Raw genomic sequence first — 23,007 nt, 5'->3', positions numbered from 1 at the left:
GGGTGCCGAACATGGGTTACGACACCAGCTTTCACGCCTTGGATATGCGACTCGTCGAGGAGCGGATCCTGCCGTACCTGGCCGGGCTAGGCGGCGACGGCGATCTGGACGACCTGATCGCCACCGCGGTCGAGCAGGCCCGCGTGCGTTTCCGGGCCAAGGCGTGGGCGCTCGGCGCGCTGAAGGTCGCCGACGACGAGTTCGACGACTCGCTCTACGTGTGGGGCAGGCCGTACCTGATCACGGCCGAGACGCCCGCCGAGGTCGCGGAAACCGCTGTGCGGTACCGGGATTGCACCGTCGGCACGGTGGACGAGCTGGCGCGCGCCCAGCTCGGCCTGCTCGATCCCGCGCTGGCCGCCCGCACCGAACCCGACATGAGCGGCACGCTGCCCGGCGCCGACGATCTGGCCATCGACATCGCGTGGAAGATTCGCCTGCTGCGCCAGGCCGCCCTCGCGCTGCGCTCCGGACAGCCGACGGTCGACGACCCGCACAGCGCCGAAACACACGACGCCGCCGACCTCTTGCGCAACAACCTCCAGTTCTGCCTGGTCGAATTCACCGCGCGACTGCTGCCCGGCTGGATGGACCGCGGCGTCGTCTGGCCGACCGCGCTGGCCGAGGAAGCCGGAATCGGCTGGCCCACCGGCTTCGGCGGCAACGGTCCGCTGCTCGGCGACGTGCCGACCCTGTTCCCCGAGATCGCCTGGCGCACCGAGGACACCATCACCGCGAACTACTCGGTGGGCGGATTCGTCGGCCCGGGTGACGCGTCCGCGACACGCGACTGGCTCGCCGCCAACGCCGAGGCGCTGTCCGGCGGCGACGACCGGACGCGCCTGTCGCTGCGCAAGTGCGACGAGGCGCTGGCGCTGGCGGATCTGATCGGCGGCGGCTTCGCCGAGGCCACCGAGATCTACAGCGGCATGGAAGGCCGGATCAACTAGCGCGCCTCGGGCGCGCGCACCGGGAGCAGCACCGCCAACCCCGCGGCGAGGACGACGGCCAGTCCGACCATCCCGGCGCGGTCGGCATCGAACACCCAGACGAACAAGCCGAAAAGCGAGGGGGCGAGGAAGGATACGGCCCGGCCGGTCGTGGTGTAGAGGCCGAACAGCTGTCCTTCCCGCCCCGGCGGGGCCACCCTGACGAGGAACGACCGGGCCGAGGCCTGGGCGGGCCCGACGAAAATCGTCAGCAGCAGTCCGAACACCCAGAACATGAGTGGACCCGACACCACGAGCAGCGCCAGCCCGCAGACCAGCATGGCGGCCAGCGACGCCACGATCACCGCCTTCGGCCCCACCCTGTCGTCGAATCGGCCCGCGACGATCGCCCCGAGCGCGGCGACCACATTCGCGGCGACGCCGAACAGCAGCACATCGGAATCATCGATGCCGTAGACGCGCACCGCGAGCACCGCACCGAAGGTGAACACACCTGCCAGTCCGTCCCGGAAGATCGCGCTGGCCAACAGGAACCAGACGGTGTGCCGGTCCGTCTCCCACAGCTCGCGCAGATCTCGCCACAGCACCCGATAGGAACCGAAGAACCCCGCGCTCGCCGCGCCGGGATCGGCGGCGGTGCGCGGCAGTTCCGGCACCGCGAACAGCACCGGCAGCGCGAATCCGGCGAACCACACCGCGGCGAGCACGGCGACGAGCCGGATGTTGAGCCCGTCGTCGGTCGGTATGCCGAACAGTCCCCGGTTGTCCCCCTTCCCGGAGATGAAGCCGAAGTAGCAGATCAGCAGCAGGAAGATGCCGCCGAAATAGCCCATCGCCCAGCCGAATCCGGAGACCCGGCCGACCGTCTCCGGCGTGGAGACTTGGCGCAGCATCGCGTTGTACGGCACGTTGGCCAGTTCGAAGGCGGCCGAGCCGAAGGCGAGCAGCGTCAGCCCGAGCCACAGATCGTGGTAGTCGTCGTGCACGAAGAACATCCCGGCCATGGCAAGGACGGTCAGTGCGCTCAACACGCCAAGGGAGCGTTTACGTTTCGCGGCCGCGTCGAACCACTGCCCGCTGATCGGCGCCGTGAGCGCGACGACCAGTCCGGCGATCCCGAGCGACCAGCCGAGCCAGGCGCTGGCCGAGATGCCGCCGGGCAGATCGTCGCCCACCGTATCGGTGAGATACACCGAGAACACGAACGTGAGGATCACGGCGTGGAACGCCGAGGAGCCCCAATCCCACAACCCCCATGCCGCTATCTGCCCGCGCCCGGCGGCGTCCCCGATCGTGCCGCGCGCGTCCACCTCGGTCATGCGCGCAGCGTAACCCGACCGGCCGGACGAAGTCCGGCGAAAGCCGACGCGTGCCGATCGAAGGCGACGCGTCCTATGCACCCAGTTGCATAGTACCGGCTGTACCGAGTACCGTGACCGCATGGCTCTCGAGCACGCGTTGCTGGTATCGCTGACCGAGCGGGCCGGTTCGGGCTACGAGCTGGCGCGCCGGTTCGACAAGTCCATCGGCTTCTTCTGGAGCGCGACCCACCAGCAGATCTACCGCGTGCTCAAGCGCATGGAGGAATCCGGTTGGCTGGACGGCGAATCGGTGGCGCAAGAGGGCAAGCCGGACAAGAAGGTCTACTCGGTGAACGAGGCGGGCCGCGCCGAGCTGGCCCGCTGGATCGCCGAGCCCTCCAACACCGACCTGCCCCGCAGCGAACTCGGGGTCAAGATCCGCGGCGCGGCCTACGGCGACCTGGACGCGCTGTGCGCGGAGGTCGTCCGGCACCGCGACCAGCACGCCCAGCGGCTCGAGGTCTACCGGCTCATCGAGAAGAAGGACTTCGCCGCGCCGGATCAGCTCTCCGGCACGGCACTGCACCAATACCTGGTCCTGCGCGGCGGCATCCGCGTCGAGTCCGGGTTCGTCGAATGGTGCGACGAAGTACTGCAAGCACTGCGACCGGATGCGTCAGCCCCGCATCCGGCCTGATGGAGAAAGGCGAGACTCGGTAATGAGCTCCTTCCCCCACCTTTTCGAGCCGCTGGACCTCGGCTTCACCACCCTGCGCAACCGCGTGGTCATGGGGTCGATGCACACCGGCCTGGAAGACCGCGCCTGGGACACCAACAAGCTGGCCGCCTACTTCGCCGAGCGCGCCCGCGGCGGTGTCGGGCTGATCATCACCGGCGGCTACGCGCCCAACCGCACCGGCTGGCTGCTGCCTTTCGGCGCCAAGCTGACCAACAAGACCGAGGCCTACCGGCACCGCAGGATCACCAAGGCGGTGCACGACGAGGGCGGCAAGATCGCCATCCAGATCCTGCACGCGGGCCGGTACTCCTACTGGCCTGCCAGCGTCTCCGCATCCTCGATCAAGGCGCCCATCAACCCTTTCCGGCCCCGTGCCCTCTCCGCCCGCGGCATCGAACAGACCATCTCGGACTACGCGCGCTGCGCGAAGCTGGCCCAGTTCGCCGGGTACGACGGCTGCGAGATCATGGGCGGTGAGGGCTATTTCATCAACCAGTTCCTCGCGCCGCGCACCAACAAGCGCACCGACAAGTGGGGTGGCTCGGCCGAGAACCGGCGCAGGCTGCCGCTCGAGATCGTGCGCCGGGTCCGCGCCGCGGTCGGGCCGAACTTCATCATCGTGTTCCGGCTGTCCATGGCCGAGCTGGTGGAGAAGGGCCAGACCTTCGACGAGATCGTCGCGCTCGCCAAGGAATTGGAGCAGGCGGGCGCCACGATCATCAACACCGATATCGGCTGGCACGAGGCGCGGGTGCCGACCATCGTCACCTCGGTCCCCAGGGCGGCGTTCGTCGAGTTCACCGCGAAGATCACCGAGCAGGTCGGTATCCCGGTCTGCGCCTCCAACCGCATCAACATGCCGGAGATCGCCGAGGAGATCCTGACCCGCGGTGACGCGCAACTGGTTTCGCTGGCGCGCCCGTTCCTCACCGATCCGGAATGGGTGAACAAGGCCGAGCAGAACCGCGTCGACGAGATCAACACCTGCATCGCCTGCAACCAGGCCTGCCTCGACCACGCGTTCCAGCACAAGACGGTGTCCTGCCTGCTCAACCCGCGCGCGGGCCACGAGACCGAGCTGAAGCTGCTGCCGACGCGGCGCGCCAAGCGCATCGCGGTCGTCGGCGCGGGCCCGGCCGGGCTCTCCGCGGCGGTGAGCCTCGCCGAACGCGGCCACCGCGTAGACCTTTTCGAGTCCGACGACAAGATCGGCGGCCAGTTCGACATCGCTCGCCGGATTCCTGGCAAGGAGGAATTCGACGAATCCATCCGGTACTACCGCCGGATGATCGAGCTGCGCCGGGTGAATCTGCACCTGAACAAGCGCGTCACCGCCGACGAGCTCATCGCGGGCCGCTACGACGAGGTGGTGCTGGCCACCGGCGTGCGGCCGCGCATTCCCAACATCCCCGGCATCGACCACCCGATGGTGCTCTCCTACGCCGAACTGGTGCGCGAGGAGAAGCCGGTGGGCAAGCGCGTCGCGGTGATCGGCGCGGGCGGCATCGGCTACGACGTGAGCGAGTTCCTCACCGTAGAGGGCCATCCCGCGCTCAAACTGGACGAGTGGAAAGAGGAGTGGGGCGTCGACGCCGACGACGAGCAGGCGCCGGGCCAGCTCACCACCCCCAGGCCCTCCCCCGCGGCCCGCGATGTCGTTCTGCTGCAACGCAAGACGTCGTCGTTCGGCAAGGACCTCGGCAAGACCTCCGGCTGGGTGCACCGCGCCGCGCTGAAGGCCAAGGGTGTCGAGCAGATCGGCGGTGTCAACTACGAGCGCATCGACGACAGCGGCCTGCACATCAGCTTCGGCGAGAAACGCGAACGCCCGCAATTGATTCCGGTGGACAACGTGGTGGTCTGCGCGGGTCAGGAGTCGGTGCGCGAGCTGGCCGAGCCGCTGCGGGCGGCGGGCATCACCCCGCACCTGATCGGCGGCGCCGAGCTGGCCGCCGAACTCGACGCCAAGCGCGCGATCGATCAGGGCACCCGGCTGGCCGCCCGCCTCTGAGCCCCTCGCTAGCATCGCTCAGGTGAGCCTGCCCTCCCCCACCTCCGAGAACCGTGCCGTCGTCACCGGAGCCTCCTCCGGCATCGGCGCCGCGCTGGCCGCCGAACTGGCCGGACGCGGCTATTCGCTGATCCTGGTCGCCCGCCGCGGCGACCTGCTCGACGAGCTCGCGCAGCGCCTCACCCTGGCGCACGGCATCACCGCCGAGGTGCGCGCTGTCGACCTGTCCGACCGCGCGCAGCGAGGCCCGCTGGTCGAGGAGTTGTCGGCGCGCAACATCTCGATCCTGTGCAACAACGCGGGAATCGCGACGTTCGGGCCGGTCGCGGAACTGGACATGGCATACGAGCGCGCCCAGATGGAGCTCAACGCCGTCGCCGTGCACGATCTCACCCTGGCGGTGCTGCCGGGCATGATCGCGCGCGGCGCGGGCGGCATCCTGATCAGCGGCTCGGCCGCGGGTAACATGCCGATCCCGAACAACGCGACCTACGCCGCCAGCAAGGCGTTCGCCAACACTTTCTGCGAATCGCTGCGCGGGGAGCTGAAGGATTCGGGCGTACACGTCACGCTGCTGGCACCCGGCCCGGTCCGCACCGAACTGCCCGACCCGTCCGAGGCCTCGATCGTGGACCGCATGGTGCCGGACTTCATGTGGGTCTCCTCGGAGTACACCGCGAAGGTCTCCATCGACGCCCTCGCCCGCAACAAGATGCGCGTCGTCCCCGGCCTCATCTCCAAGGGCATGAGCGTCGCGGGCCAATACGGCCCCCGCGCCCTCACCGCCCCCATCGCAGGCGCCTTCTACCGGAAACTCGGCGGCTGACCCGTCCCACACACCGTGCCGACGCCTCACAAGCGCACCACCTGTGCGAGGCGTACGAAGCTTCTGTGCGGCCATGAATCACCGGACCCGCACGTCATCGACCCGGGAGCACCAACGCCTGGCGGCCTCGGTACATCACAGAGTGTTCTGACGCCGCACAGCACTGCTGGCTGTGTGAGGCGTACCAAGAGTGTGTGTGAGCTGGGTTGACGCGAGTGTCAGGGGGCCGTCAGGAACGGTGGGGTGGGCGTCAAGGAGGTGTAAGGGGCGCGTCCGGAGGGTGCGGGGAGGGGTAGTCCTGGCATCGGCCCCGCAGTGAGGAGAAAGCGGGGGCGCACCCCAGGAGAACACTGTGACGCTGCTCGAAATCTTCCCGTCGCTGCGGTCGGGGATGCCTTCGCGGCTCGATTCGGCGGTGTGGCCACGGGACACGCACTACGACAGCGAGGGCCGGATCACGGTCGGCGGTGTGGCACTGGCCGACATCGCCGACCAATACGGGACGGCCACGTACGTGCTGGACGAACAGGAGGTCAGGTCGCGTTGCCGCGCGTACCGGCGGGCGTTCCCCGAGGCGGAGATCATCTACGCGGGCAAGGCGCTGATGATCCGCGCGGTCGCCGAGTGGGTGACCCAGGAGGGCCTCTCGGTGGACGTGTGCTCGGCGGGCGAGCTGGCCATCGCGCTGTCCGCTGGGGTGGATCCGGAGCGAATCATCCTGCACGGCAACGGTAAATCCTCGGACGAACTGCGCACCGCGGTGCGCTGCGGCGTCGGCCGGATCGTGGTCGACTCGCTCACCGAGATCACCCTGCTCTCCGCACTCGCCACGACGCGCCAGCGGGTGCTGGTGCGCCTGTCGCCCGGCATCGATGTGCACGGGCATCCCGCGGTGAAGACCGGCGTCACCGACCAGAAGTTCGGCTTCCCGCTGGGCAGCGAACTGGCCGACAAAGCGGTCGAGCGCATTCTGCGCAGATCGAACCTGGAGCTGGTCGGCTTCCACTGCCACCTCGGCTCGCAGATCTACAACCCCGACCACTACGGCGAGGCGATCCGCAGGATGATCGGCGAAATGGCGCGGGTGCGCCACGATCACGGACGCATCCTCACCGAGCTCGACCTAGGCGGCGGGCATGCCGTCGCCTATCGCGGCGGCGACGCCGAGATGAACCTGCACGAACTGGGCGAGATCCTCGAGGACGCCCTCGACGCGGGCTGCGCCCGGCATCACTTCCCGCGGCCCCGGCTCGCGCTGGAACCGGGTCGCGCGATCGTGGCGCGCGCCGGCGTGACGCTCTACCGGGTGCTTTCGGTCAAGCACATCGAGGGCGGGCACACCTACGTCACCGTCGACGGCGGCATGAGCGACAACCCGCGGGTCGCGCTGTACGGCGCCCGCTACGACGTGGTGCTCGCCAACCGCCACCCGTGCGGGCCGCACATGACCGCGACCATCGCGGGCCGCCACTGCGAGGCGGGCGACGTCCTCGCCGTGGACGTCCGGCTCCCCGCCGACCTACGCCCCGGCGAGATCCTCGCGGTCCCGTGCACCGGCGCCTACCACCACAGCCTGGCCAACACCTACAACAGCATCGGCCGTCCACCCGTGGTCGCCGTCCGCGACGGCCGCGCCAGGACCCTCGTCCGCCGCGAAACGGTCGAAGATCTCATGGCCCGCGAGGTGGGCGTCTGACGGCAACGCCCACCGACCGGCGACTGCCCACACCGCACGAGGACCGCGGCACCGCGCGATGGCCTCGGCAGCTGGAAACGCGCCGCTGTTCGAGTGGGCTCAGCGGCGACGGCGGGTGCCGAAGAGGCTGCGGCTGATCTCGCGGCCCGCCGCGGTCGCGGCCGAGCGCAGGAAGCTTTTCACCGCAGGGTTTTTCATGATGCGTTCCGCGGCCGACTCCTCGTCTTGGCGCGGAGACCGGCCGGGCGCGGGGGCGGCTTCCGGTTGCTCCGGTTGGGCCGCGGCCAGCTTGGCGGTCAGCAGTTCGTAGGCCGATTCGCGGTCGATGGTCCGGCCGTACTTCGTGGCGAGCGCGCTGGACAGGGCCCCGGACTTGATGGCATCGGCGCCGATGGTGTCCATCAGCGAACGCGGGGGCTGAATTCTGGTCCACGCCACCGGGGTCGGCGCGCCCTGCTCGGAGAGCACCGTCACCACGGCCTCGCCGGTGCCGAGCGAGGTCAACGCCTTCTCCAGGTCGTAGACCGAGGTCTTCGGATAGGTGCGGACGGTCTTGGACAGCGCTTTCTGGTCGTCGGGGGTGAAGGCGCGCAGCGCGTGCTGGATGCGCGCGCCCAGCTGGGACAGCACGGGATTCGGTATGTCGGTGGGCAATTGGGTGCAGAAGAACACCCCGACGCCCTTGGAACGGATCAGTTTGACCGTCTGCTCGACCTGGTCGAGGAACGCCTTCGAAGCGTTGTCGAACAGCAGGTGCGCCTCGTCGAAGATGAACACCAGCCTGGGCTTGTCGACATCGCCGACCTCGGGCAGCGTCTGGAACAGATCGGCGAGCACCCACATCAGGAAGGTGGAGAACATCACCGGCCGGGCCGCCTGCGCGCCGAGCTCGAACAGCGTGATCACGCCCTGCCCGCCCGCGAGCCGGAGCAGGTCGGCCGGATCGAGCTCCGGTTCGCCGAAGAAGGTGTCGCCGCCGTCGGCCTCGAGGTTGACCAGCGCGCGCAGGATGACGCCCGCCGTCTGCGCCGACACACCCCCGATGCCTTTCAGGTCCTCCTTGCCATCGGGGCTGGTGAGATGGGTGATGACGGCGCGCAGGTCCTTCAGGTCGAGCAACGCGAGCCCCTGCTGGTCGGCCCAGTGGAAGATCAGGCCGAGGGTCGATTCCTGCGTCTCGTTGAGATCGAGCACCTTGCTCAGCAGCACCGGACCGAACGAGGTGATGGTGGCCCGGATCGGCACCCCGATCCCGCCGGTGCCGAGCGAGACGAATTCGGTCGGGAAGCCGCTGGGCGCCCAGTCCGGCGCGCCGGTTTCCCGCGCCCGCGCGCTGATCTTGTCGTTGGACTCCCCCGGCCTGCTCAAACCGGACAGGTCGCCCTTGATGTCGGCGAGCACCACCGGAACGCCCGCGCGCGAGAGCTGTTCGGCGATGCCTTGCAATGTCTTGGTCTTTCCGGTGCCGGTGGCGCCCGCGACCAAGCCGTGCCGATTCATCATGCGCATCGGAATGCGTACTCGCGCAGCGGAATCCACGGCTCCGTCGACGACAACGGCGCCCAGTTCCAAAGCAGCGCCCTCGACGGCGTATCCCGCGGCGATCTCCTGCGCGGTCGCGTTCTGGGTGGCGTCCGGGGAGGTCTCGCCGACCGGCTTCGGGGCATCGGCATCCGGCGCCTTCCCCGCGGCCGGCTCTTGCTGCTCGGCCAGCTCACGTTCGGCGGCTTCCGCGGCCGCTGCCGCCTCGGCCGCCACCCGGGCCGCTTCGTCGGCGGCCTTGCGCGCCGCTGCTGCCTTCTCCTGGGGAGTGGTCATCGCACGTCCTCCATCTGTCGCACCGGAACGCCACTGGGCCGGCCGGACGTAGCTCGCCGGAAGCCCGCGTGGCCGGAGCGCGGAGGTGCGCCCACCGGGCACAGCGCCCGTCGAGAGCCCGCGCACGGCCGGAGCGAAGGCGAAGGTACGCCTCACCGATCTCTGCGGAAACTGTATCCCCGCCGACGGCGTTCCGACGTCGCGCAGCGCGGTTGTGTCGGCGCACCGCACTGTGGTCTGGGCACGCACGGCACGGCGGTCTGGGCACGCACGGCACAGCGGTCCGGGCACGCACGGCACGGTTGTTTCGGCGTGCGTGGCGCGGTGGTGTCGGCGCGCGGAAGGCGAACGCGCTTGTTCGCGGAGGCTGGGCGCGACGATGGCAGTAAGGTTGCCGGAGTGTCCGACAAACTTGTGGTGTCAAATTTGGCGCTTGCGATACAGCGCGACCCGATGCGCCAATCGACGACGACCATAGGGCTACGGTGTGTCCAGTGAGCGACAAACTTGTGGTGTGGATGGATTGCGAGATGACCGGCCTGCGCCTGGACAGCGACAAGCTGATCGAGGTGGCCGCTCTCGTGACCGACAGCGACCTCAACATTCTCGGTGACGGCGTCGACATCGTCATCCACGCCGATGACGAGGCGCTGGCCGCCATGCCCCCGGTGGTCGCCGACATGCACGAGCGCTCCGGGCTGACCGAAGAGGTGCGCCGCTCCACGGTCACCCTCGCCGAGGCCGAGCAGCAAGTGCTCGACTACATCCGCGCGTACGCTCCCGTCGCGGGAACCGTTCCGCTGGCAGGCAATTCGATCGCCACCGACCGCGGTTTCATCGCCCGCGACATGCCCGCGCTGGACAGCCACCTGCACTACCGGATGATCGATGTGAGCTCCATCAAGGAGCTGTGCCGCCGCTGGTACCCGCGCATCTACTTCGGCCAGCCGGAGAAGGGCCTCACCCACCGCGCCCTCGCCGATATCAAGGAATCCATCCGCGAACTCGAGTACTACCGGCGCACCGCGTTCGTTACGCCGCCCGGCCCGTCCACCACGGAGATCGCCGCGGTGGCCGCCCAGCTCAGCGGCGGGGCCAAGCCCGCGGCCGCGGCGCCGCGAAACGGCATGTTGGAAGCCGATTAGGGAATCGCGGGTACGGCACGCTAGTATCTAGCGCGCCGGTATTTCACCGGCGATGGTGAGTGTAGTTCAGTTGGTAGAGCACCAGGTTGTGATCCTGGATGTCGCGGGTTCGAGTCCCGTCACTCACCCCGAGCGAAATGCGCGAGTCCTAAGGGCTCGCGCATTTCGCGTTTTCAAGCGGAACGCACGTCGCCCCTGAGCAACTCACCGGAGCGCACAGCACTGGAATGCGTTCTGAAACACAGATGGTTCCAAATGTGTCCCGGATCTCCCCGCGCGGTCGTAAACTGCGGCACCAGGGTGTGCCGCGGTGGCATCACCCGGTCGAGGAGAAAGAAAAGCACTACGTGAAGCGTTCCGCCGTTCTCGCAGCCCTCGTCGGCGCCACCTTGCTCGGCGGGTCCGGAGGCACCGCCTCGGCGGCGCGCGAGGCGACTCCGATCGACCTGCCCGCCGACTCCGGTTCCGCGGGCATCACCAGCGGATCCTCGTCCAGCACCGGATCGTCGGGCGGCGCGACCACCACCGGCTCGGGCTCCCAGCTGGAGCGGATCATCTTCGGCGGCCCGCTGCTCTGCGCGGCCATCGGTAGCGCGATGAACGCCAACCTCACCTGCGCGGGCACCCCCGGGCCCAACATCCCCTAGCCCACGCACGAAAAAGGCCCCCGGCGCTCAACCGGGGGCCTTTTCGCTGCCATGGCGGACTCGCCGACGCGCTAGCCGACGTCCGCGTTGCCCGCCTTCCACTCCGACCACGGGATGTTCCAGTCGCCGAGGCCGTCGGTACCGGACAGCGTGCCGCCCACGGTGTTCTTCACGATCGTGATGTCACCGCGCTTGGCGAAGTTGAACACCCACTGCGCGTTCGCGGGGCTCAGATTCAGGCAGCCGTGGCTGGTGTTCGAGTAGCCCTGCGCGCCCACCGACCACGGAGCCGAGTGGAAGAAGATGCCGCTGTAGGAGATTCGGGTCGCGAAGTCGACTGGCGTGCGGTAGCCGTCCGAGGAGTTCACCGCGACACCGTAGGTCGAGGAGTCCATGATGATCTTCTCGTGCCTGTCGGCGACGATGTAGACGCCGTTGTCGGTGGGCGTGCTGTCCTTGCCCATCGAGGTCGGCATGGTGCGGACCACTTGTCCGTTCTGCTCGACGACCACCTGGTGCGTGTTGTCGTCCGCGGTGAAGATCACAGCATCGCCGACGACGAAGTGCGAGGTGATGTTGTCCTGGCCGTACAGCCCGTTGCCGAGATTCTTGCCGTAGACGTTCACCTGGATGTCGACCTTGGTGCCCGGCGCCCAGAAATGCTCTGGCCGCCAACGGACTTCGCGGTTGTTCACCCAGTAGAACGCGCCTTCCACCGGCGGGTTGGCGGTGATCTTGATCGCATCCTGGACCGCCTTGCGGTCCGGAATGTTCTCGTCGAACTGGATCGCCACCGGCTGGCCGATGCCGACGACTTCACCCTCCCCCGGGATCAGGTACGGCTTGGTCTGATTGTTCGGCGAACTGGTGGTGAAGCTCAGCGTGGTGGTGTTGGCGCCGCCGAGACCGATCGCGTCGGCGGTGAGCCGGTAGGTCTTGCCGTAGCCGAGCACCTCGGCGGTCTCCCAGGTCCGGCCGTCGGCGGCCAGGTTGCCGGCGACCGGAGAACCCTGCTGATTGACCAACGTCACAGTGGTGAACTTGCCGTCATCGACCTTGAAGGTCAGCGGCATGCCGGGCGATACACCTTTGTCACCGTCCTTGACGGGGGCGAGCAGCTTCGGCTTGATCAATTCGGTGATCGGGTTACGGTCGATAGCGACGGCGGCGTCCGCGGTGCCGGACGAGGACGAGCATCCTGTCGATCCCAGTGCGATCACGGCGAGCGCTACCAAAGGTGCGCTGAGTATTCGTATCGAACGCCGCCGACCTCGACAAATGCTCATAATCAACCCCGTTTCAAGTCCCGGCGCGTGGTCCAGACATGCGCCGATGGCTTCGGATCCAACCGACTACAGAAGCTCAACCCACCGCGCCGGCGGGATCGGTCGAGACCACGTCCTGCCATTCTGCCAGTCCGTCGAAGACCGATCCAACGCGAACACCATCGCGACCGGGCCGAGTTCCACCGGATAGATCAGGTTTGAAGGGCCCGGTGTTAACATCTGTCGCCGACCACGCGAAACAGCCCCTCACCAGGCGATTTCACTCTTTCGGGTCGGGCCTGTTAATGTTTGTCCCGCACCGGAACACCGGGGCAGGCGCCATTAGCTCAATTGGCAGAGCAGCTGACTCTTAATCAGCGGGTTCGGGGTTCGAGTCCCTGATGGCGCACAGTACAGACCGTGCCAGGTCCCAGCTACGTTTGGGCAAGGGCACGGTCTTTTCTTGTCCGAACAGTGTCCAAACGTTGTTCGGCGAGCGGTCCCGCGAAGGTAACGACGCCGTGATCTGGGCAGTTACCCGGACCCGAAATCGGCCCGAATCGGGCCTGGAACAGGCAAATAGACCCACGTCACTACATCAATTTTGTGACCTCGGGCACAACGCGTTTAAGAGCAAACTCCCTGCATACATCGCGTTTAGGTAACGACGACCTGTCGGTTCCAAGATCGACAGCTTCTATCATTCAGCTCTCGTTCACCTTCCGTTCACCTTCCGTGACCATTCTGCAATCAGGTCGCAAAGAGACCTGAGGTTTGGTTAGACCGAGGTGTTGTTTACACGCATTCGGAAAACGGCCGCACGGACCCGATCAAGGTTCACTCCGGCCCCCGGGTGCGAAGCCGCAACAAATCCCGATCGCCAACCTTCCGCATATCGCTCCACGCGCTGTGGAGTTCCGCGCGACGCCGCGGCCCGGGCCCGATCCGTCCGGTACCCGCATACAGCTCGTCGCGTTCCGAGGACCGGAGTGTCCTCCACAACCAAATCCACAACAGCACATCGAACTTTCTCGGCGAACACCATGAGCGTCCGCCGCCGGATCCGCGCTGCCTGAGTGCGGCCGGACCCCCCTGTCCCCTAACAAGGAACTCAGAAATGCCTCACAGCCGCCTTTCCACCCTGCGCCGCAGCACCACCCTCCGCGAGGGCCTGACCTTCGCCGTGGCAGCGGCCGGCATCGTGGCCGTCGCCGCTTCGTCGGCGGTGTCGGTGGCCGATGACAGCGTTCCGGCCCGCGTCGCCATGGTCGCCGAGGAGCAGCCCGCCGCCGCTCCCGCCCCGGTCCCCGCCCCCATGCCCGAGGCCGTCCCGGCTCCGGCCCTGGCCCCGGCTCCCGTGCCGGAAGTCGTGCCGCTGCCCGCTCCGGCGCCGATGCCCGAGCCCGCGCCCGCGCCCGCTCCGGCGCCGATGCCCGCCCCGGCCCCGCCGGTGTACGAGAACAACCTGGACGGCTGGATCCGCCAGGCCCTCGACATCATGCACGCCAACAACATCCCCGGCAGCTACGAGGGCATCCACCGCAACATCATCCGCGAGTCCAGTGGCAACCCCCAGGCCATCAACCTGTGGGACTCCAACGCCGCCATGGGCATCCCGTCCAAGGGTCTGCTCCAGGTCATCGACCCGACCTTCGCGGCCTACCACGTCGAAGGCACCCCGTTCGACGTCTGGGATCCGGTGGCCAACATCGTCGCCGCCTGCAACTACGCCGCGCACCGCTACGGCAGCATGGACAACGTGAACAGCGCGTACTGATCCGGCTCCAGCACCACGAACGAACGCCCCGCCTCCGGTCACCACGACCGGGTGCGGGGCGTTCGTCGTAGGATGCCCGCGTGGCCGATTACGCGCACTCCGACGCGTCGGTCAGCCGCAGGGCCGAGAAGGCCCGCCGCTTGGCCGTTTATTTATGGGACCGCGATGTCAGCGGGTCCGAACTGCTCGACATGCCCGCGGCGACCCGCCGCAAACTGGCCCGCGCCGCCGAGTCGAATCCGCCGAGCACCGACGAGACCTGGCTGGCCGTCGCCCGCCTGCTCGACGAGAAGAACGCATGGGCCGCTCGCAATCCGAACCATCCCGCCGCACACCGCGCGCACGTGGACGAGAAGCTGCTGTGGGTGAAGCCCCCGATCACGCCGTGGTCGTAGCGATCAGATCGAAAGATCGGTGACGCGCTGCGCGGTGGCGCTGACCTTGTCCGACAGCGACCGGAGCGCGCCCGCCTCCGCGTCGGTCAGCGGATCGATGAAGACACGACGGACCAGATCCACGTGGTTGGGCGCGGCGTGCTCGAGTGCGGTGCGACCCGCCGCCGTCAACTCGACGACGATCCCGCGCGCGTCCTCCTCCGATGGACGCCGCTCGACCAACCCCCGCGCCGCCATCCTGGCCAGGTGCTTGGACAGCCTGCTCTTCTCCCAGCACACCTCCGCCGCGAGCTCCTTGGCGCGCAGGCGTCCGTCCGGCGCGGCGGAGAGCGGGACGAGCAGCTCGTAGTCGGCGAGCGAGAGTCCGTCGCGGGCCAGCCCGGCCATGATCGCCGCGTCCATCCGCTGGCGCAGCCGGATGTAGGCCTGCCAGGTCTCCTGCTCGTCGTCGCTCAGCCATCGCACCACGGGAATGATCCTAATCCCCCTTTGGTTGACATGGACACCAACAGGCCGAGACTGGCCAGCCGCACAGGAGGTGCTCCCCATGCCCGCCATCGCCGCCGACAACATCCTGGTGCTACTGCGCCTGCCCCGCCCCGACGAGACCATGCGCGAACGACCGGTCCGGCAGATCGTCACCGCGCACAAGCAGCGCGAAGGCGCGGGATTCGAGGTCACCCGGCCGTTCCCGAGCATCGACCTGCGGACCGCCGACCCCTTCATCCTGCTCGATCAGATGGGCCCGGTGACCTACGAACCGCACGAGGCCAAGGGCGCTCCCTGGCATCCGCACCGCGGCTTCGAGACCGTCACCTACATGCTCGACGGCACCATGGCCCACCACGACTCCCACGGCGGCGGCGGTGTCATCAGCGAGGGCGACACCCAGTGGATGACCGCGGGCTCCGGCATTCTGCACGACGAGGTGCCGCCCGAAGAGCTGGTGGTCACCGGCGGGCTGTTCCACGGCGTGCAACTCTGGGTGAACCTGCCGCGCGCCATGAAGTTCGCCGCACCGCGCTATCAGGATCTGCGCGGCAGCGAACTGACCCTGGTCAGCTCGCACGACGGCGGCGCACTGGTGCGGCTGATCGCGGGCGAGGTCGGCGGATTCGCCGGTCCCGGTTCGACTTACACGCCGATCGCCTACGCGCACGCGTCGATCAGCCCGGGCGGCCGTGTGGAAACACCCTGGCCGCAGCACTTCTCGGCGATGGCGTACGTGCTCGCAGGCAGCGGGACGGTCGGCGCCGAGCGCAGGCCGATCGAGGCGGGCCAACTCGCGGTGTTCGGGACAGGCGATTCGATTTCCGTCGAGGCGGATTCGAAGCAGCACGAGCGCCCCGGCGATCTCGAAGTGCTGCTGCTCGGCGGGCAACCGATCCGCGAACCCGTCGTTCAGTACGGCCCCTTCGTCATGAACAGCCGAGCGGAGATCATTCAGGCCATCGAGGACTTCCAGTCCGGACGGATGGGCAACATTCCGGCAGAACACCTGTCGGTCACCCCTCCGACACACTGAGCCAGGCCGCCCTATAGCCCCTAATGGCCCTAATTCGGGTGTCGCGCGGTTGACAACTGGGCGGCCCATCGCAACAGTGGGTGCGGCGTCGCTCGTCAAGGCGCCACATCCACCGCAGAACACAGAGGAATACATGAACGTTCGCCGGCTTACCGTCAGCGCCGCCGTCGCTGGACTGACCATCCTCGCGGCGCCCGCCGCCTTGGCCGCCCCGACCGGTTCCAGCGGAACCGGCTCCTCCGCCATCGATACCGGTTCCGCCGCGACCGGTTCGGCGGGAGTGTCGCAGACCGGCTCGGCCGGTGGCGCCTTCGCCAACTGCGACGACGCCCGCGCGGCGGGTCGCGCACCGATTTTCCGCGGCGAGCCGGGCTTCGGCCCGCACCTGGATCCCGACGGCGACGGATTCGCCTGCCCGACGGTCTGATACCGCCGATAGACGAAAAACACCCGGTGTGGCAGTGCCGCACCGGGTGTTTTCGTTTGCCGCAAACTCAGCGGAAGAGCTTCACGAGCACGAGGCCGACGATCACCGCACCGGCGCCGATCAAGCTGTACTTGACCTTGGGTTCGTTCAGCTTGGCGACGACCAGGCTCTTGGTGTCGTCCGCGATCCGCTGCGGATCGGCGCGCACGGCGATCTCGTCGAGAGTGCTCGCCAGCCGAGTGCGGGCCGCCTCGATCTCCCGCTCGATCCGCTCGGTGTCCTTCGCCACGTATGTCCTCCTGTCGATGGGCGTGCCGCCGGGCGCGAACCGGGCCGGGGACGACGTTCCCACCGGCCGTTCGCGAGTCACCAGGGCTCGCGGACGAGTGTATCCGCCCGCTCGACGGCGGTTCGGTTACCGTGCAGGACGTGACCAACCAACGACTCTCCCCCGGCGATACCGCCCCCGCGTTCACGCTGCCCGACGCCGACGGCAAGGAGGTCTCGCTCGCCGATTACCGCGGCCGCAAGGTGATCGTCTACTTCTACCCCGCCGCGAGCACGCCCGGCTGCACCAAGCAGGCCTGCGATTTCCGCGACAACCTCGCCGAACTGAACGACGCGGGCATCGACGTCCTCGGCGTCTCTCCGGACAAGCCCGCCAAGCTGGCCAAGTTCCGCGACGCGGAAGGGCTGACCTTCCCGCTGCTGTCCGATCCGGAACGCGCGGTGCTCACCGCGTGGGGCGCCTTCGGCGAGAAGACGATGTACGGCAAGACCGTCACCGGTGTCATCCGCTCCACCTTCCTGGTGGACGAGCAGGGCAAGATCGAGGTCGCGCAGTACAACGTGCGCGCCACCGGCCACGTCGCCAAGCTGCGCCGCGACCTGTCGGTGTGAGCGAATCGTGTGCCGGCGCGCATCGCGCATGCCGGAGCCGAGCGCCAGCGAGGCGCAGGCATGAGCGGACCTCATCGCTCGAAGGAGCCGATGAGGGTCTCGTAGCCGTCCAGCATGCGCGCCAGGCCGAACTCGAAATCGGCTTTCTCCCAGTCGATGTCGTCCTGCTCGAAGGCGCGGTGGGTGAGGGCGGACACTATCGCGGGAAATCGCTGCGGATCGAGCACTCGGTGCAGCGCCGCGGTGAAGTCCTCCTCACCGTCGGTCCCGCCCGCGATGTTCCTGGCGGCCCAGCGCCTGCCGATGACGTAGAGCGACAGGTTCATCACCAATTGCAGCCGCACGGGCTCGGGCACCGGGGTGTCGGCGAGCGTGGCGAGTCCCGCCTCGAGCCAGGCCATGTTGTTCGGGCCCATCGGCGGCGTCTTGAGCGGGATGTCCAGCCACCACGGGTGCCGTCCGACCACGTCGAACTCGCTGCGCGCCCAGAACTCCAGCCCTGTCCGCCACGGTGTGCCGGGCGGGATGCGCGGCGGGGCGCCCACCACTCGATCCAGCAGCAATTCGACCAGGGTGTTCTTGCTGTCGACGTACCGGTAGAGCGACATGGCGGTGAATCCGAGCTGCTTGGCGACCCGATTCATCGACAGCGCCGCGTAGCCCTCCGCGTCGGCCACCTCGATCGCGGCCTCCAGGATCTGGTCCAGCGTCAGCCCACGCTTCGGACCGCGCCCACCCGGCTGATCGAGCCGCCACAACAGTTCCACGGACTTCGGTAGCGCCGCGTCGTCCGACGTCGTCATCTGCGCTTCAGCCTCCTTCGCTCGCCTCGACTCTAGGCGTACCTCCGCCTTCGCTCCGGCCATGCGCGGGTCTATCGACGGACTCCGCATTGCACCGCATCCCTCTTGCGCCCAAGAACTGTTTACTATATAAACTACGTTTATTCGATAAACAGTTTTCGGATCGGAGATCCCATGTCCCCCGAACCACTCCCCGCCCTCGCGGTGCGCCGGCTCGGCAAGTCCTTCGGCGCGCACACCGTGCTCACCGACATCGATCTGAAAGTCGCCGCGGGAACGGTCTTCTCGCTGCTCGGGCCGAACGGGGCTGGCAAGACCACCCTGGTGCGCATCCTCGCCACGCTGAGCAAGCCGGACCGCGGCGAGGTCCGCGTCTTCGGGCACGACCTGGCGGGCGAACCCGACGCCATCCGCAGGCTGATCGGCGTCACCGGCCAGTACGCGGCGGTCGACGGCGTGCTCACCGGTACCGAGAACCTGCGGCTCACCGGCAAGCTGCTGCACCTGGGCGCGGCCGAGACACGCCACCGCACCGCCGCCCTGCTCGAACGGTTCGACCTGGTCGACGCCGCCGATCGGCCGGTCGGCTCCTACTCCGGCGGCATGCGCAGGCGCCTGGATCTCGCCATGAGCCTGATGGGCGAGCCGCGCATCGTCTTCCTCGACGAACCGACCACCGGCCTCGACCCGCGCAGCCGCCGCGATTTGTGGTCCGCTATCAGGGAACTCGCCGCCGACGGCGCGACCATCTTCCTCACCACGCAGTACCTCGAGGAGGCCGACCAGCTCGCGGACCACATCGCCGTGCTCGACGATGGACGCATCGTCGCCGAAGGCACGCCCGAGGAACTCAAACGCCTCGCCCCCGGCGGCCACATCCTGCTCCGCTTCGCCGACCGGCACCTGCTGGCGTCCGCCGCCCGCGCCGTCGACGAGCACTCGCCGGCCACGATCGGCCAGATGGATCCGGAGCAGCTGACCCTCCAGGTTCCTTCCGACGGCAGCGCAGCCGAGGTCAAACGCCTGCTCGACCGCTTCGCCGACTTGGACATCGCCGTCGAGCGACTGACCGTGCACACCCCCGACCTCGACGACGTCTTCTTCGCGTTGACCGGCCACCAGAGCCGCACCGAATCGGCCGCATGAGAAACGAGACCACGCCCATGATCACCCCCTCCCCAGCCCTGCGCGTGCTGCGCACCGTCCAGGACTCCGGGACCATGCTGGACCGGAACCTGCGGCACACGCTGCGCAGCCCCGACACCATGATCATGACGATCGCGCTGCCGGTCATGATCCTGCTGATGTTCGTCTACGTCTTCGGCGGCGCCATGGACGTCGGACCCGGCGCCTACATCGACTACGTGGTGCCCGGAATCATCCTGCTGTGCGCGGGTTTCGGCGCCGCCACCACCGCCGTCAGCATCTCCACCGACGTGGCCGAGGGCATCGTCGACCGGTTCCGCACCATGGCCATCGCGCGGTCGGCGGTGCTCACCGGGCACGTGGCAGAGAGCCTGATCCGCAACCTGATCACCACGGGTCTGGTCATCGTGGTCGCGGTCGCACTGGGTTTCCGCCCCACCGCCGACCCGCTGCGCTGGCTCGCCGCGCTCGGAGTGATCGCCATGTTCGTGCTCGCGCTCTCCTGGCTGGCGGCGGCCATCGGCCTGCTCGCGCGAAACCCCGAGGCGGCCAACGGTTTCACCTTCTTCTTCATGTTCCTGCCCTATGTGAGCAGCGCGTTCGTGCCGACCGGCTCGATGCCGAGCTGGCTGCACCTGTTCGCCGAGAACCAGCCGGTGACGCCGGTCATCGAGACCTTGCGCGGCCTGTTGATGGGCACCCCCATCGGCGACAGTGCCCTGCTCGCGGTGCTGTGGTGTGCGGGCATCGCCGCGGTCGGCTATCTGGCGGCGGGCGCACTCTTCCGGCGGCGCACCCGCGGCTGATCACGAACGACAAGGCCCGGCGCCACTGCGGCGCCGGGCCTTTCGGGCTTCTCGTCCTTCGTCAGGCCTGCGTCACCTGCTGCGACGCCCACTGCGCGAGCAGGCGCATGTGGTTGTCCCACCACTGGTAGAACTCCGCGGTGAAGGGCGCGGGCGGGGGCGCCTCGCCGGGGAACAGCATGGCGTCGTTGGGCGCTCCGACCCTGGTGGTGGACGGTATGCCGGTGCCGGGAAGGACCGGAGCGGCCGCGGGCTCGGACTCCTGCGCTGCTTCGTACTCCTCCAGGGTCAGCGGACCGATGCGACCGCCCCAGTACTGCGTCACTTGCTGCGACACAGCCGTCACGTCGAAGGCCTGCGGGGCCGATTCCGGGTCGGGATCCTGGCGCGCGCCGTCGGGGTGGAACTGTCCCGGCTGCACCGAGGAACCGATGATCATCCCGCTGGACGACCCGGTGTCGAAGACCACGTGCGCGTCGGCGGTGGTCCGCGCGTCGGCCACGACCGACCGCGTGGAGTTATTCAGCGTGTACACACCGCCGGCGACCAGACCGGCGGCCACCACGCTGGCCGCGACGAACACCGCGGGCGTGCTCCGGCGGCCGCGCGGCTCCTCGACGGTGTCCACCAGTTCCGGCACGTCGTCCATGGCGAACATCGCGGCGCCGAGGGCCGCGGCAGACGAGGCGATCCGGCAGGGCAGCACGGGTGCGCCGAATCGGTCCGCGGCCGCGCGCACGGCGGGCGCGTGCGCGGCGGAACCGATCAGCACCACCGCGTCCGGCCGGACGGCGGCCGCTTCGAACTGGTCCCACGCCGCGGTCACCGCGACGCCGAGCGACTCCTCGCTCGCGGGGCCGGTCTGGGCTATCGCCGCCAGCACCCGATCGCGACCGCGATCGACCAGCGTGAACGCCTGGTGACCCGGGACCACCTCGCAGACCAGCAGATCGTCGAACTCACCGAGCCAGGTCATCGCCCCTGCCGCGCTCAGGTGCGCGGATTTCGCCGAGAGCAGCGACGCCGTGCGCCACGGACCGGATGCCAGCTGGGTCACGACGGCCCGGCGCTCGGCGGCGTCACGGTACGCGACCGCGGTGCCCGCGATCTCCCATTCCGGTCCGATCTCCGCGGCGACTTCGTCCATCGCGGTCTCGACCGCTGCCGCCACATGCGCCTTGGTGTCGCCGTACGTCTTCGCCACCAGGTGGACCAGCACGCGGTCGAGCAACTTCTCGCCGGTGTCGGCGAGCGCTACCGCGTGCACAGCGCCACGTTCGGTGGAAACGCCGAGAGTTACCACAGATCGAGCTACCACAGATACGCCCTCCCAGTGACTTTCCGGAATGGATCGCCCGACCGGCGGACGCGTCCGGACCGAGTCCGTCCCCAGCCCGCGCACGGCCGTAGCGAAGGCGGAGGTGCGCCGAGGTGGGCGAACACCCTTGGCAAAACGTGCCTGCGGATGCACGCACGCTCGGTTAGTGTTCGCTGCCACAACCGCTACGGATGGGTGGTGAAATGTGACAGACCTGGACACGCAGACCAAGTGCGCGTGTCGCGTGCGTGTCGGTACCGCTAGCCTGGATACGTGGAAGTAAACACGGAGGCCAGGTCGAAGCCGTCGAAGCGACACCTGGACCCCGCGTTGGAATTGCAAGACGACCCGCAAGAGCTGATGCCGCGCAAGCGGCCGACTCAGGAACGCAGTAAGCGCAAGTTCGACGCGCTGCTCCAGGCCTCCCGCGAACTGCTGGTCGAGGTCGGTTTCGAATCGTTCACCTGTGAAGAAGTCGCGGCGCGGGCCGAGGTCCCGATCGGCACGCTGTACCAGTTCTTCGCCAACAAGTATGTGATCGTCTGCGAGCTGAATCGCCAAGATCTGGTTGCCGTTTCCCAGGAACTGGCCGATTTCCACGGCGAGGTGCCCTCGCTGGACTGGCTGCGGCACATGAACCAGTTCGTCGACCACCTGGCCAACCTGTGGATGACCGACCCGTCCCGGCGCGAGGTGTGGCTGGCCATGCAGTCGACGCCGTCCACCCGGGCGACCGGCGCGATCCACGAGAAGCAGTTCGCCGAGGTCGTCTCGCAGATGCTGCGTCCGCTCACCCCGCGCACGCCGCGGGTGCGGCGCACCATGATGGCCGAGGTCCTGGTGCACGTCGTGTACTCGATGCTCAACTTCTCGGTGCAGGACGAGCAGTCGCACGCGGAGGCCGTCGCCGAGCTCAAGCGGCTCATGGTCGCGTATCTGCTTGTCGCGGAGAAGGAATCCCGCACCGCCAGCGAGCGCTGAGCGCGGTGGGCCCGGCTCACCCGGAAGTCTCGCGCCCCTCGATCAGATCGGCGAGCTCGCCCGGATCCTCCAGCACGACCATCGCCGCCGCCGTGTCGCCGTCATGGGTCAACGACAGATGCACCCTTGCCCTCGGCAGGAATTCGGCCGCCAGACCGTGCAATTTGATGCTCGGCCTGCCCCAGGCGTCGTTGACCACCTCGATCAGCGGGTACGGGTTGTCGCCGATCTGCGGGCGTCGTGCGAAGCGCGACGACGCCCACGCCTTGAGCACCGCCTCCTTCGCCGCCCAGCGCGCGGCGAAACTGCGCGCGGGGTCGGTGCCCTTGCTCTGGCAGTAGCGCCGCTCGCCCGCGGTGAAACTCTCCCTGAGCATGGTGGTTCCGGATTTTTCGAGCTGTTCGGCGAACTCGGAGATGGTCACCAAGTCCAGGCCGATCCCCAGAATGGTCAATGCGTCGCAGCTCCTCAACCCTCGTGGAGTGCGGCCGCTCGCGCGACCGCACTCCGTTCACCGGACCCGGCGAACCG

23 protein-coding genes and 2 tRNA genes are annotated in these 23,007 nt (G+C 68.3%); 17 read left to right on the top strand and 8 right to left on the bottom strand.

What is annotated here, in order from left to right; all coding sequences use genetic code 11:
- Positions 1 to 11 precede the first annotated feature (11 nt).
- Complete coding sequence (locus tag ACRWNM_RS01220) at positions 12 to 950, top strand: hypothetical protein (protein ID WP_431962537.1); 939 nt, start codon at positions 12 to 14, stop codon at positions 948 to 950.
- On the opposite strand, the gene ACRWNM_RS01215 is transcribed toward ACRWNM_RS01220, so the two are convergent.
- Positions 947 to 2,269: an MFS transporter gene (locus ACRWNM_RS01215; RefSeq protein WP_431962535.1), complete on the bottom strand. Its 1,323-nt coding sequence runs from the start codon at positions 2,267 to 2,269 to the stop codon at positions 947 to 949. The two genes, ACRWNM_RS01220 and ACRWNM_RS01215, sit on opposite strands and share 4 nt — an antisense overlap.
- A 121-nt stretch (positions 2,270 to 2,390) precedes the next feature.
- Here ACRWNM_RS01215 and ACRWNM_RS01210 point away from each other — a divergent pair, with 121 nt between their 5' ends.
- The 4 genes from ACRWNM_RS01210 to lysA all read left to right on the top strand — a co-directional run bounded on the left by ACRWNM_RS01210 (position 2,391) and on the right by lysA (position 7,523).
- Positions 2,391 to 2,948 (top strand): PadR family transcriptional regulator, encoded by a 558-nt coding sequence (locus ACRWNM_RS01210; protein WP_431962533.1) that lies wholly within the window; start codon positions 2,391 to 2,393, stop codon positions 2,946 to 2,948.
- 22 nt (positions 2,949 to 2,970) lie between these two features.
- Positions 2,971 to 5,001 carry an FAD-dependent oxidoreductase gene (locus ACRWNM_RS01205; RefSeq protein ID WP_431962531.1) on the top strand — a complete coding sequence of 677 codons (2,031 nt, stop codon included), beginning with the start codon at positions 2,971 to 2,973 and terminating at the stop codon, positions 4,999 to 5,001.
- A 22-nt stretch (positions 5,002 to 5,023) separates the two neighbouring features.
- On the top strand, positions 5,024 to 5,827 hold the full coding sequence (gene cmrA, locus ACRWNM_RS01200; protein WP_431962529.1) for a mycolate reductase: 804 nt from the start codon (positions 5,024 to 5,026) through the stop codon (positions 5,825 to 5,827).
- A 352-nt stretch (positions 5,828 to 6,179) separates the two neighbouring features.
- Positions 6,180 to 7,523, top strand: coding sequence for a diaminopimelate decarboxylase (gene lysA, locus ACRWNM_RS01195; RefSeq protein WP_431962527.1), 1,344 nt, complete (start codon positions 6,180 to 6,182; stop codon positions 7,521 to 7,523).
- Between the two features lie 99 nt (positions 7,524 to 7,622).
- Here lysA and ACRWNM_RS01190 read toward each other — a convergent pair whose 3' ends face one another.
- Positions 7,623 to 9,341, bottom strand: coding sequence for a helicase HerA-like domain-containing protein (locus ACRWNM_RS01190; protein WP_431962525.1), 1,719 nt, complete (start codon positions 9,339 to 9,341; stop codon positions 7,623 to 7,625).
- A 494-nt stretch (positions 9,342 to 9,835) separates the two neighbouring features.
- Between ACRWNM_RS01190 and orn the strand changes: the two genes are divergently transcribed.
- From orn to ACRWNM_RS01175, 3 genes are all read left to right on the top strand, one after another.
- On the top strand, positions 9,836 to 10,486 hold the full coding sequence (gene orn, locus ACRWNM_RS01185; RefSeq protein ID WP_431962523.1) for an oligoribonuclease: 651 nt from the start codon (positions 9,836 to 9,838) through the stop codon (positions 10,484 to 10,486).
- A gap of 55 nt (positions 10,487 to 10,541) precedes the next feature.
- Positions 10,542 to 10,614: transfer RNA gene (locus ACRWNM_RS01180), tRNA-His, on the top strand.
- A gap of 129 nt (positions 10,615 to 10,743) precedes the next feature.
- The gene (locus ACRWNM_RS01175; protein WP_431962521.1) at positions 10,744 to 11,133 is read left to right on the top strand and encodes a hypothetical protein; all 390 of its coding nucleotides are present in this window, start codon (positions 10,744 to 10,746) and stop codon (positions 11,131 to 11,133) included.
- 71 nt (positions 11,134 to 11,204) lie between these two features.
- Here ACRWNM_RS01175 and ACRWNM_RS01170 read toward each other — a convergent pair whose 3' ends face one another.
- Positions 11,205 to 12,419, bottom strand: a complete 1,215-nt coding sequence (locus ACRWNM_RS01170) for a L,D-transpeptidase (protein ID WP_431962519.1) — start codon at positions 12,417 to 12,419, stop codon at positions 11,205 to 11,207.
- Between the two features lie 315 nt (positions 12,420 to 12,734).
- Between ACRWNM_RS01170 and ACRWNM_RS01165 the strand changes: the two genes are divergently transcribed.
- The 3 genes from ACRWNM_RS01165 (at position 12,735) to ACRWNM_RS01155 (ending at position 14,570) form a co-directional block, all read left to right on the top strand.
- A tRNA-Lys gene (locus ACRWNM_RS01165) sits at positions 12,735 to 12,807 on the top strand.
- A gap of 708 nt (positions 12,808 to 13,515) precedes the next feature.
- The gene (locus ACRWNM_RS01160) at positions 13,516 to 14,175 is read left to right on the top strand and encodes a transglycosylase SLT domain-containing protein (protein WP_431962517.1); all 660 of its coding nucleotides are present in this window, start codon (positions 13,516 to 13,518) and stop codon (positions 14,173 to 14,175) included.
- Positions 14,176 to 14,255: 80 nt separating this feature from the next.
- Positions 14,256 to 14,570, top strand: coding sequence for a hypothetical protein (locus ACRWNM_RS01155; RefSeq protein WP_431962515.1), 315 nt, complete (start codon positions 14,256 to 14,258; stop codon positions 14,568 to 14,570).
- A 3-nt stretch (positions 14,571 to 14,573) separates the two neighbouring features.
- On the opposite strand, the gene ACRWNM_RS01150 is transcribed toward ACRWNM_RS01155, so the two are convergent.
- Positions 14,574 to 15,038 carry a MarR family winged helix-turn-helix transcriptional regulator gene (locus ACRWNM_RS01150; protein ID WP_431962513.1) on the bottom strand — a complete coding sequence of 155 codons (465 nt, stop codon included), beginning with the start codon at positions 15,036 to 15,038 and terminating at the stop codon, positions 14,574 to 14,576.
- Positions 15,039 to 15,117: 79 nt separating this feature from the next.
- Between ACRWNM_RS01150 and ACRWNM_RS01145 the strand changes: the two genes are divergently transcribed.
- Entirely contained in the window at positions 15,118 to 16,095 is a 978-nt protein-coding gene (locus ACRWNM_RS01145; protein WP_431962511.1) for a pirin family protein, read from the top strand.
- A gap of 133 nt (positions 16,096 to 16,228) precedes the next feature.
- On the top strand, positions 16,229 to 16,522 hold the full coding sequence (locus ACRWNM_RS01140) for an excalibur calcium-binding domain-containing protein (protein WP_357403068.1): 294 nt from the start codon (positions 16,229 to 16,231) through the stop codon (positions 16,520 to 16,522).
- A 67-nt stretch (positions 16,523 to 16,589) separates the two neighbouring features.
- Here the strand turns inward: ACRWNM_RS01140 and ACRWNM_RS01135 are convergent, their stop codons facing one another.
- A complete protein-coding gene (locus ACRWNM_RS01135; protein WP_357403066.1) occupies positions 16,590 to 16,811 on the bottom strand; it encodes a DUF3618 domain-containing protein in 222 nt (73 codons plus the stop codon).
- A gap of 140 nt (positions 16,812 to 16,951) precedes the next feature.
- Between ACRWNM_RS01135 and bcp the strand changes: the two genes are divergently transcribed.
- Positions 16,952 to 17,422 carry a thioredoxin-dependent thiol peroxidase gene (bcp, locus tag ACRWNM_RS01130; RefSeq protein ID WP_431962508.1) on the top strand — a complete coding sequence of 157 codons (471 nt, stop codon included), beginning with the start codon at positions 16,952 to 16,954 and terminating at the stop codon, positions 17,420 to 17,422.
- 71 nt (positions 17,423 to 17,493) lie between these two features.
- Here bcp and ACRWNM_RS01125 read toward each other — a convergent pair whose 3' ends face one another.
- A complete protein-coding gene (locus tag ACRWNM_RS01125; RefSeq protein WP_431962506.1) occupies positions 17,494 to 18,225 on the bottom strand; it encodes a TetR/AcrR family transcriptional regulator in 732 nt (243 codons plus the stop codon).
- Positions 18,226 to 18,399: 174 nt separating this feature from the next.
- Between ACRWNM_RS01125 and ACRWNM_RS01120 the strand changes: the two genes are divergently transcribed.
- The gene (locus ACRWNM_RS01120) at positions 18,400 to 19,371 is read left to right on the top strand and encodes an ATP-binding cassette domain-containing protein (RefSeq protein WP_431962504.1); all 972 of its coding nucleotides are present in this window, start codon (positions 18,400 to 18,402) and stop codon (positions 19,369 to 19,371) included.
- Between the two features lie 17 nt (positions 19,372 to 19,388).
- Positions 19,389 to 20,177, top strand: coding sequence for an ABC transporter permease (locus ACRWNM_RS01115; protein WP_431963553.1), 789 nt, complete (start codon positions 19,389 to 19,391; stop codon positions 20,175 to 20,177).
- A gap of 61 nt (positions 20,178 to 20,238) precedes the next feature.
- On the opposite strand, the gene ACRWNM_RS01110 is transcribed toward ACRWNM_RS01115, so the two are convergent.
- Positions 20,239 to 21,444, bottom strand: a complete 1,206-nt coding sequence (locus tag ACRWNM_RS01110) for a hypothetical protein (protein ID WP_431962502.1) — start codon at positions 21,442 to 21,444, stop codon at positions 20,239 to 20,241.
- Positions 21,445 to 21,855: 411 nt separating this feature from the next.
- Between ACRWNM_RS01110 and ACRWNM_RS01105 the strand changes: the two genes are divergently transcribed.
- Positions 21,856 to 22,476, top strand: coding sequence for a TetR/AcrR family transcriptional regulator (locus tag ACRWNM_RS01105; protein ID WP_357455373.1), 621 nt, complete (start codon positions 21,856 to 21,858; stop codon positions 22,474 to 22,476).
- 16 nt (positions 22,477 to 22,492) lie between these two features.
- On the opposite strand, the gene acpS is transcribed toward ACRWNM_RS01105, so the two are convergent.
- The gene (gene acpS / locus ACRWNM_RS01100) at positions 22,493 to 22,930 is read right to left on the bottom strand and encodes a holo-ACP synthase AcpS (protein ID WP_431962500.1); all 438 of its coding nucleotides are present in this window, start codon (positions 22,928 to 22,930) and stop codon (positions 22,493 to 22,495) included.
- Between the last annotated feature and the right edge of the window lie 77 nt (positions 22,931 to 23,007).

It is taken from the genome of Nocardia sp. bgisy134, assembly GCF_965341865.1.
GTDB lineage: Bacteria > Actinomycetota > Actinomycetes > Mycobacteriales > Mycobacteriaceae > Nocardia.
This window is presented reverse-complemented; position numbering and strand designations above follow the sequence as displayed.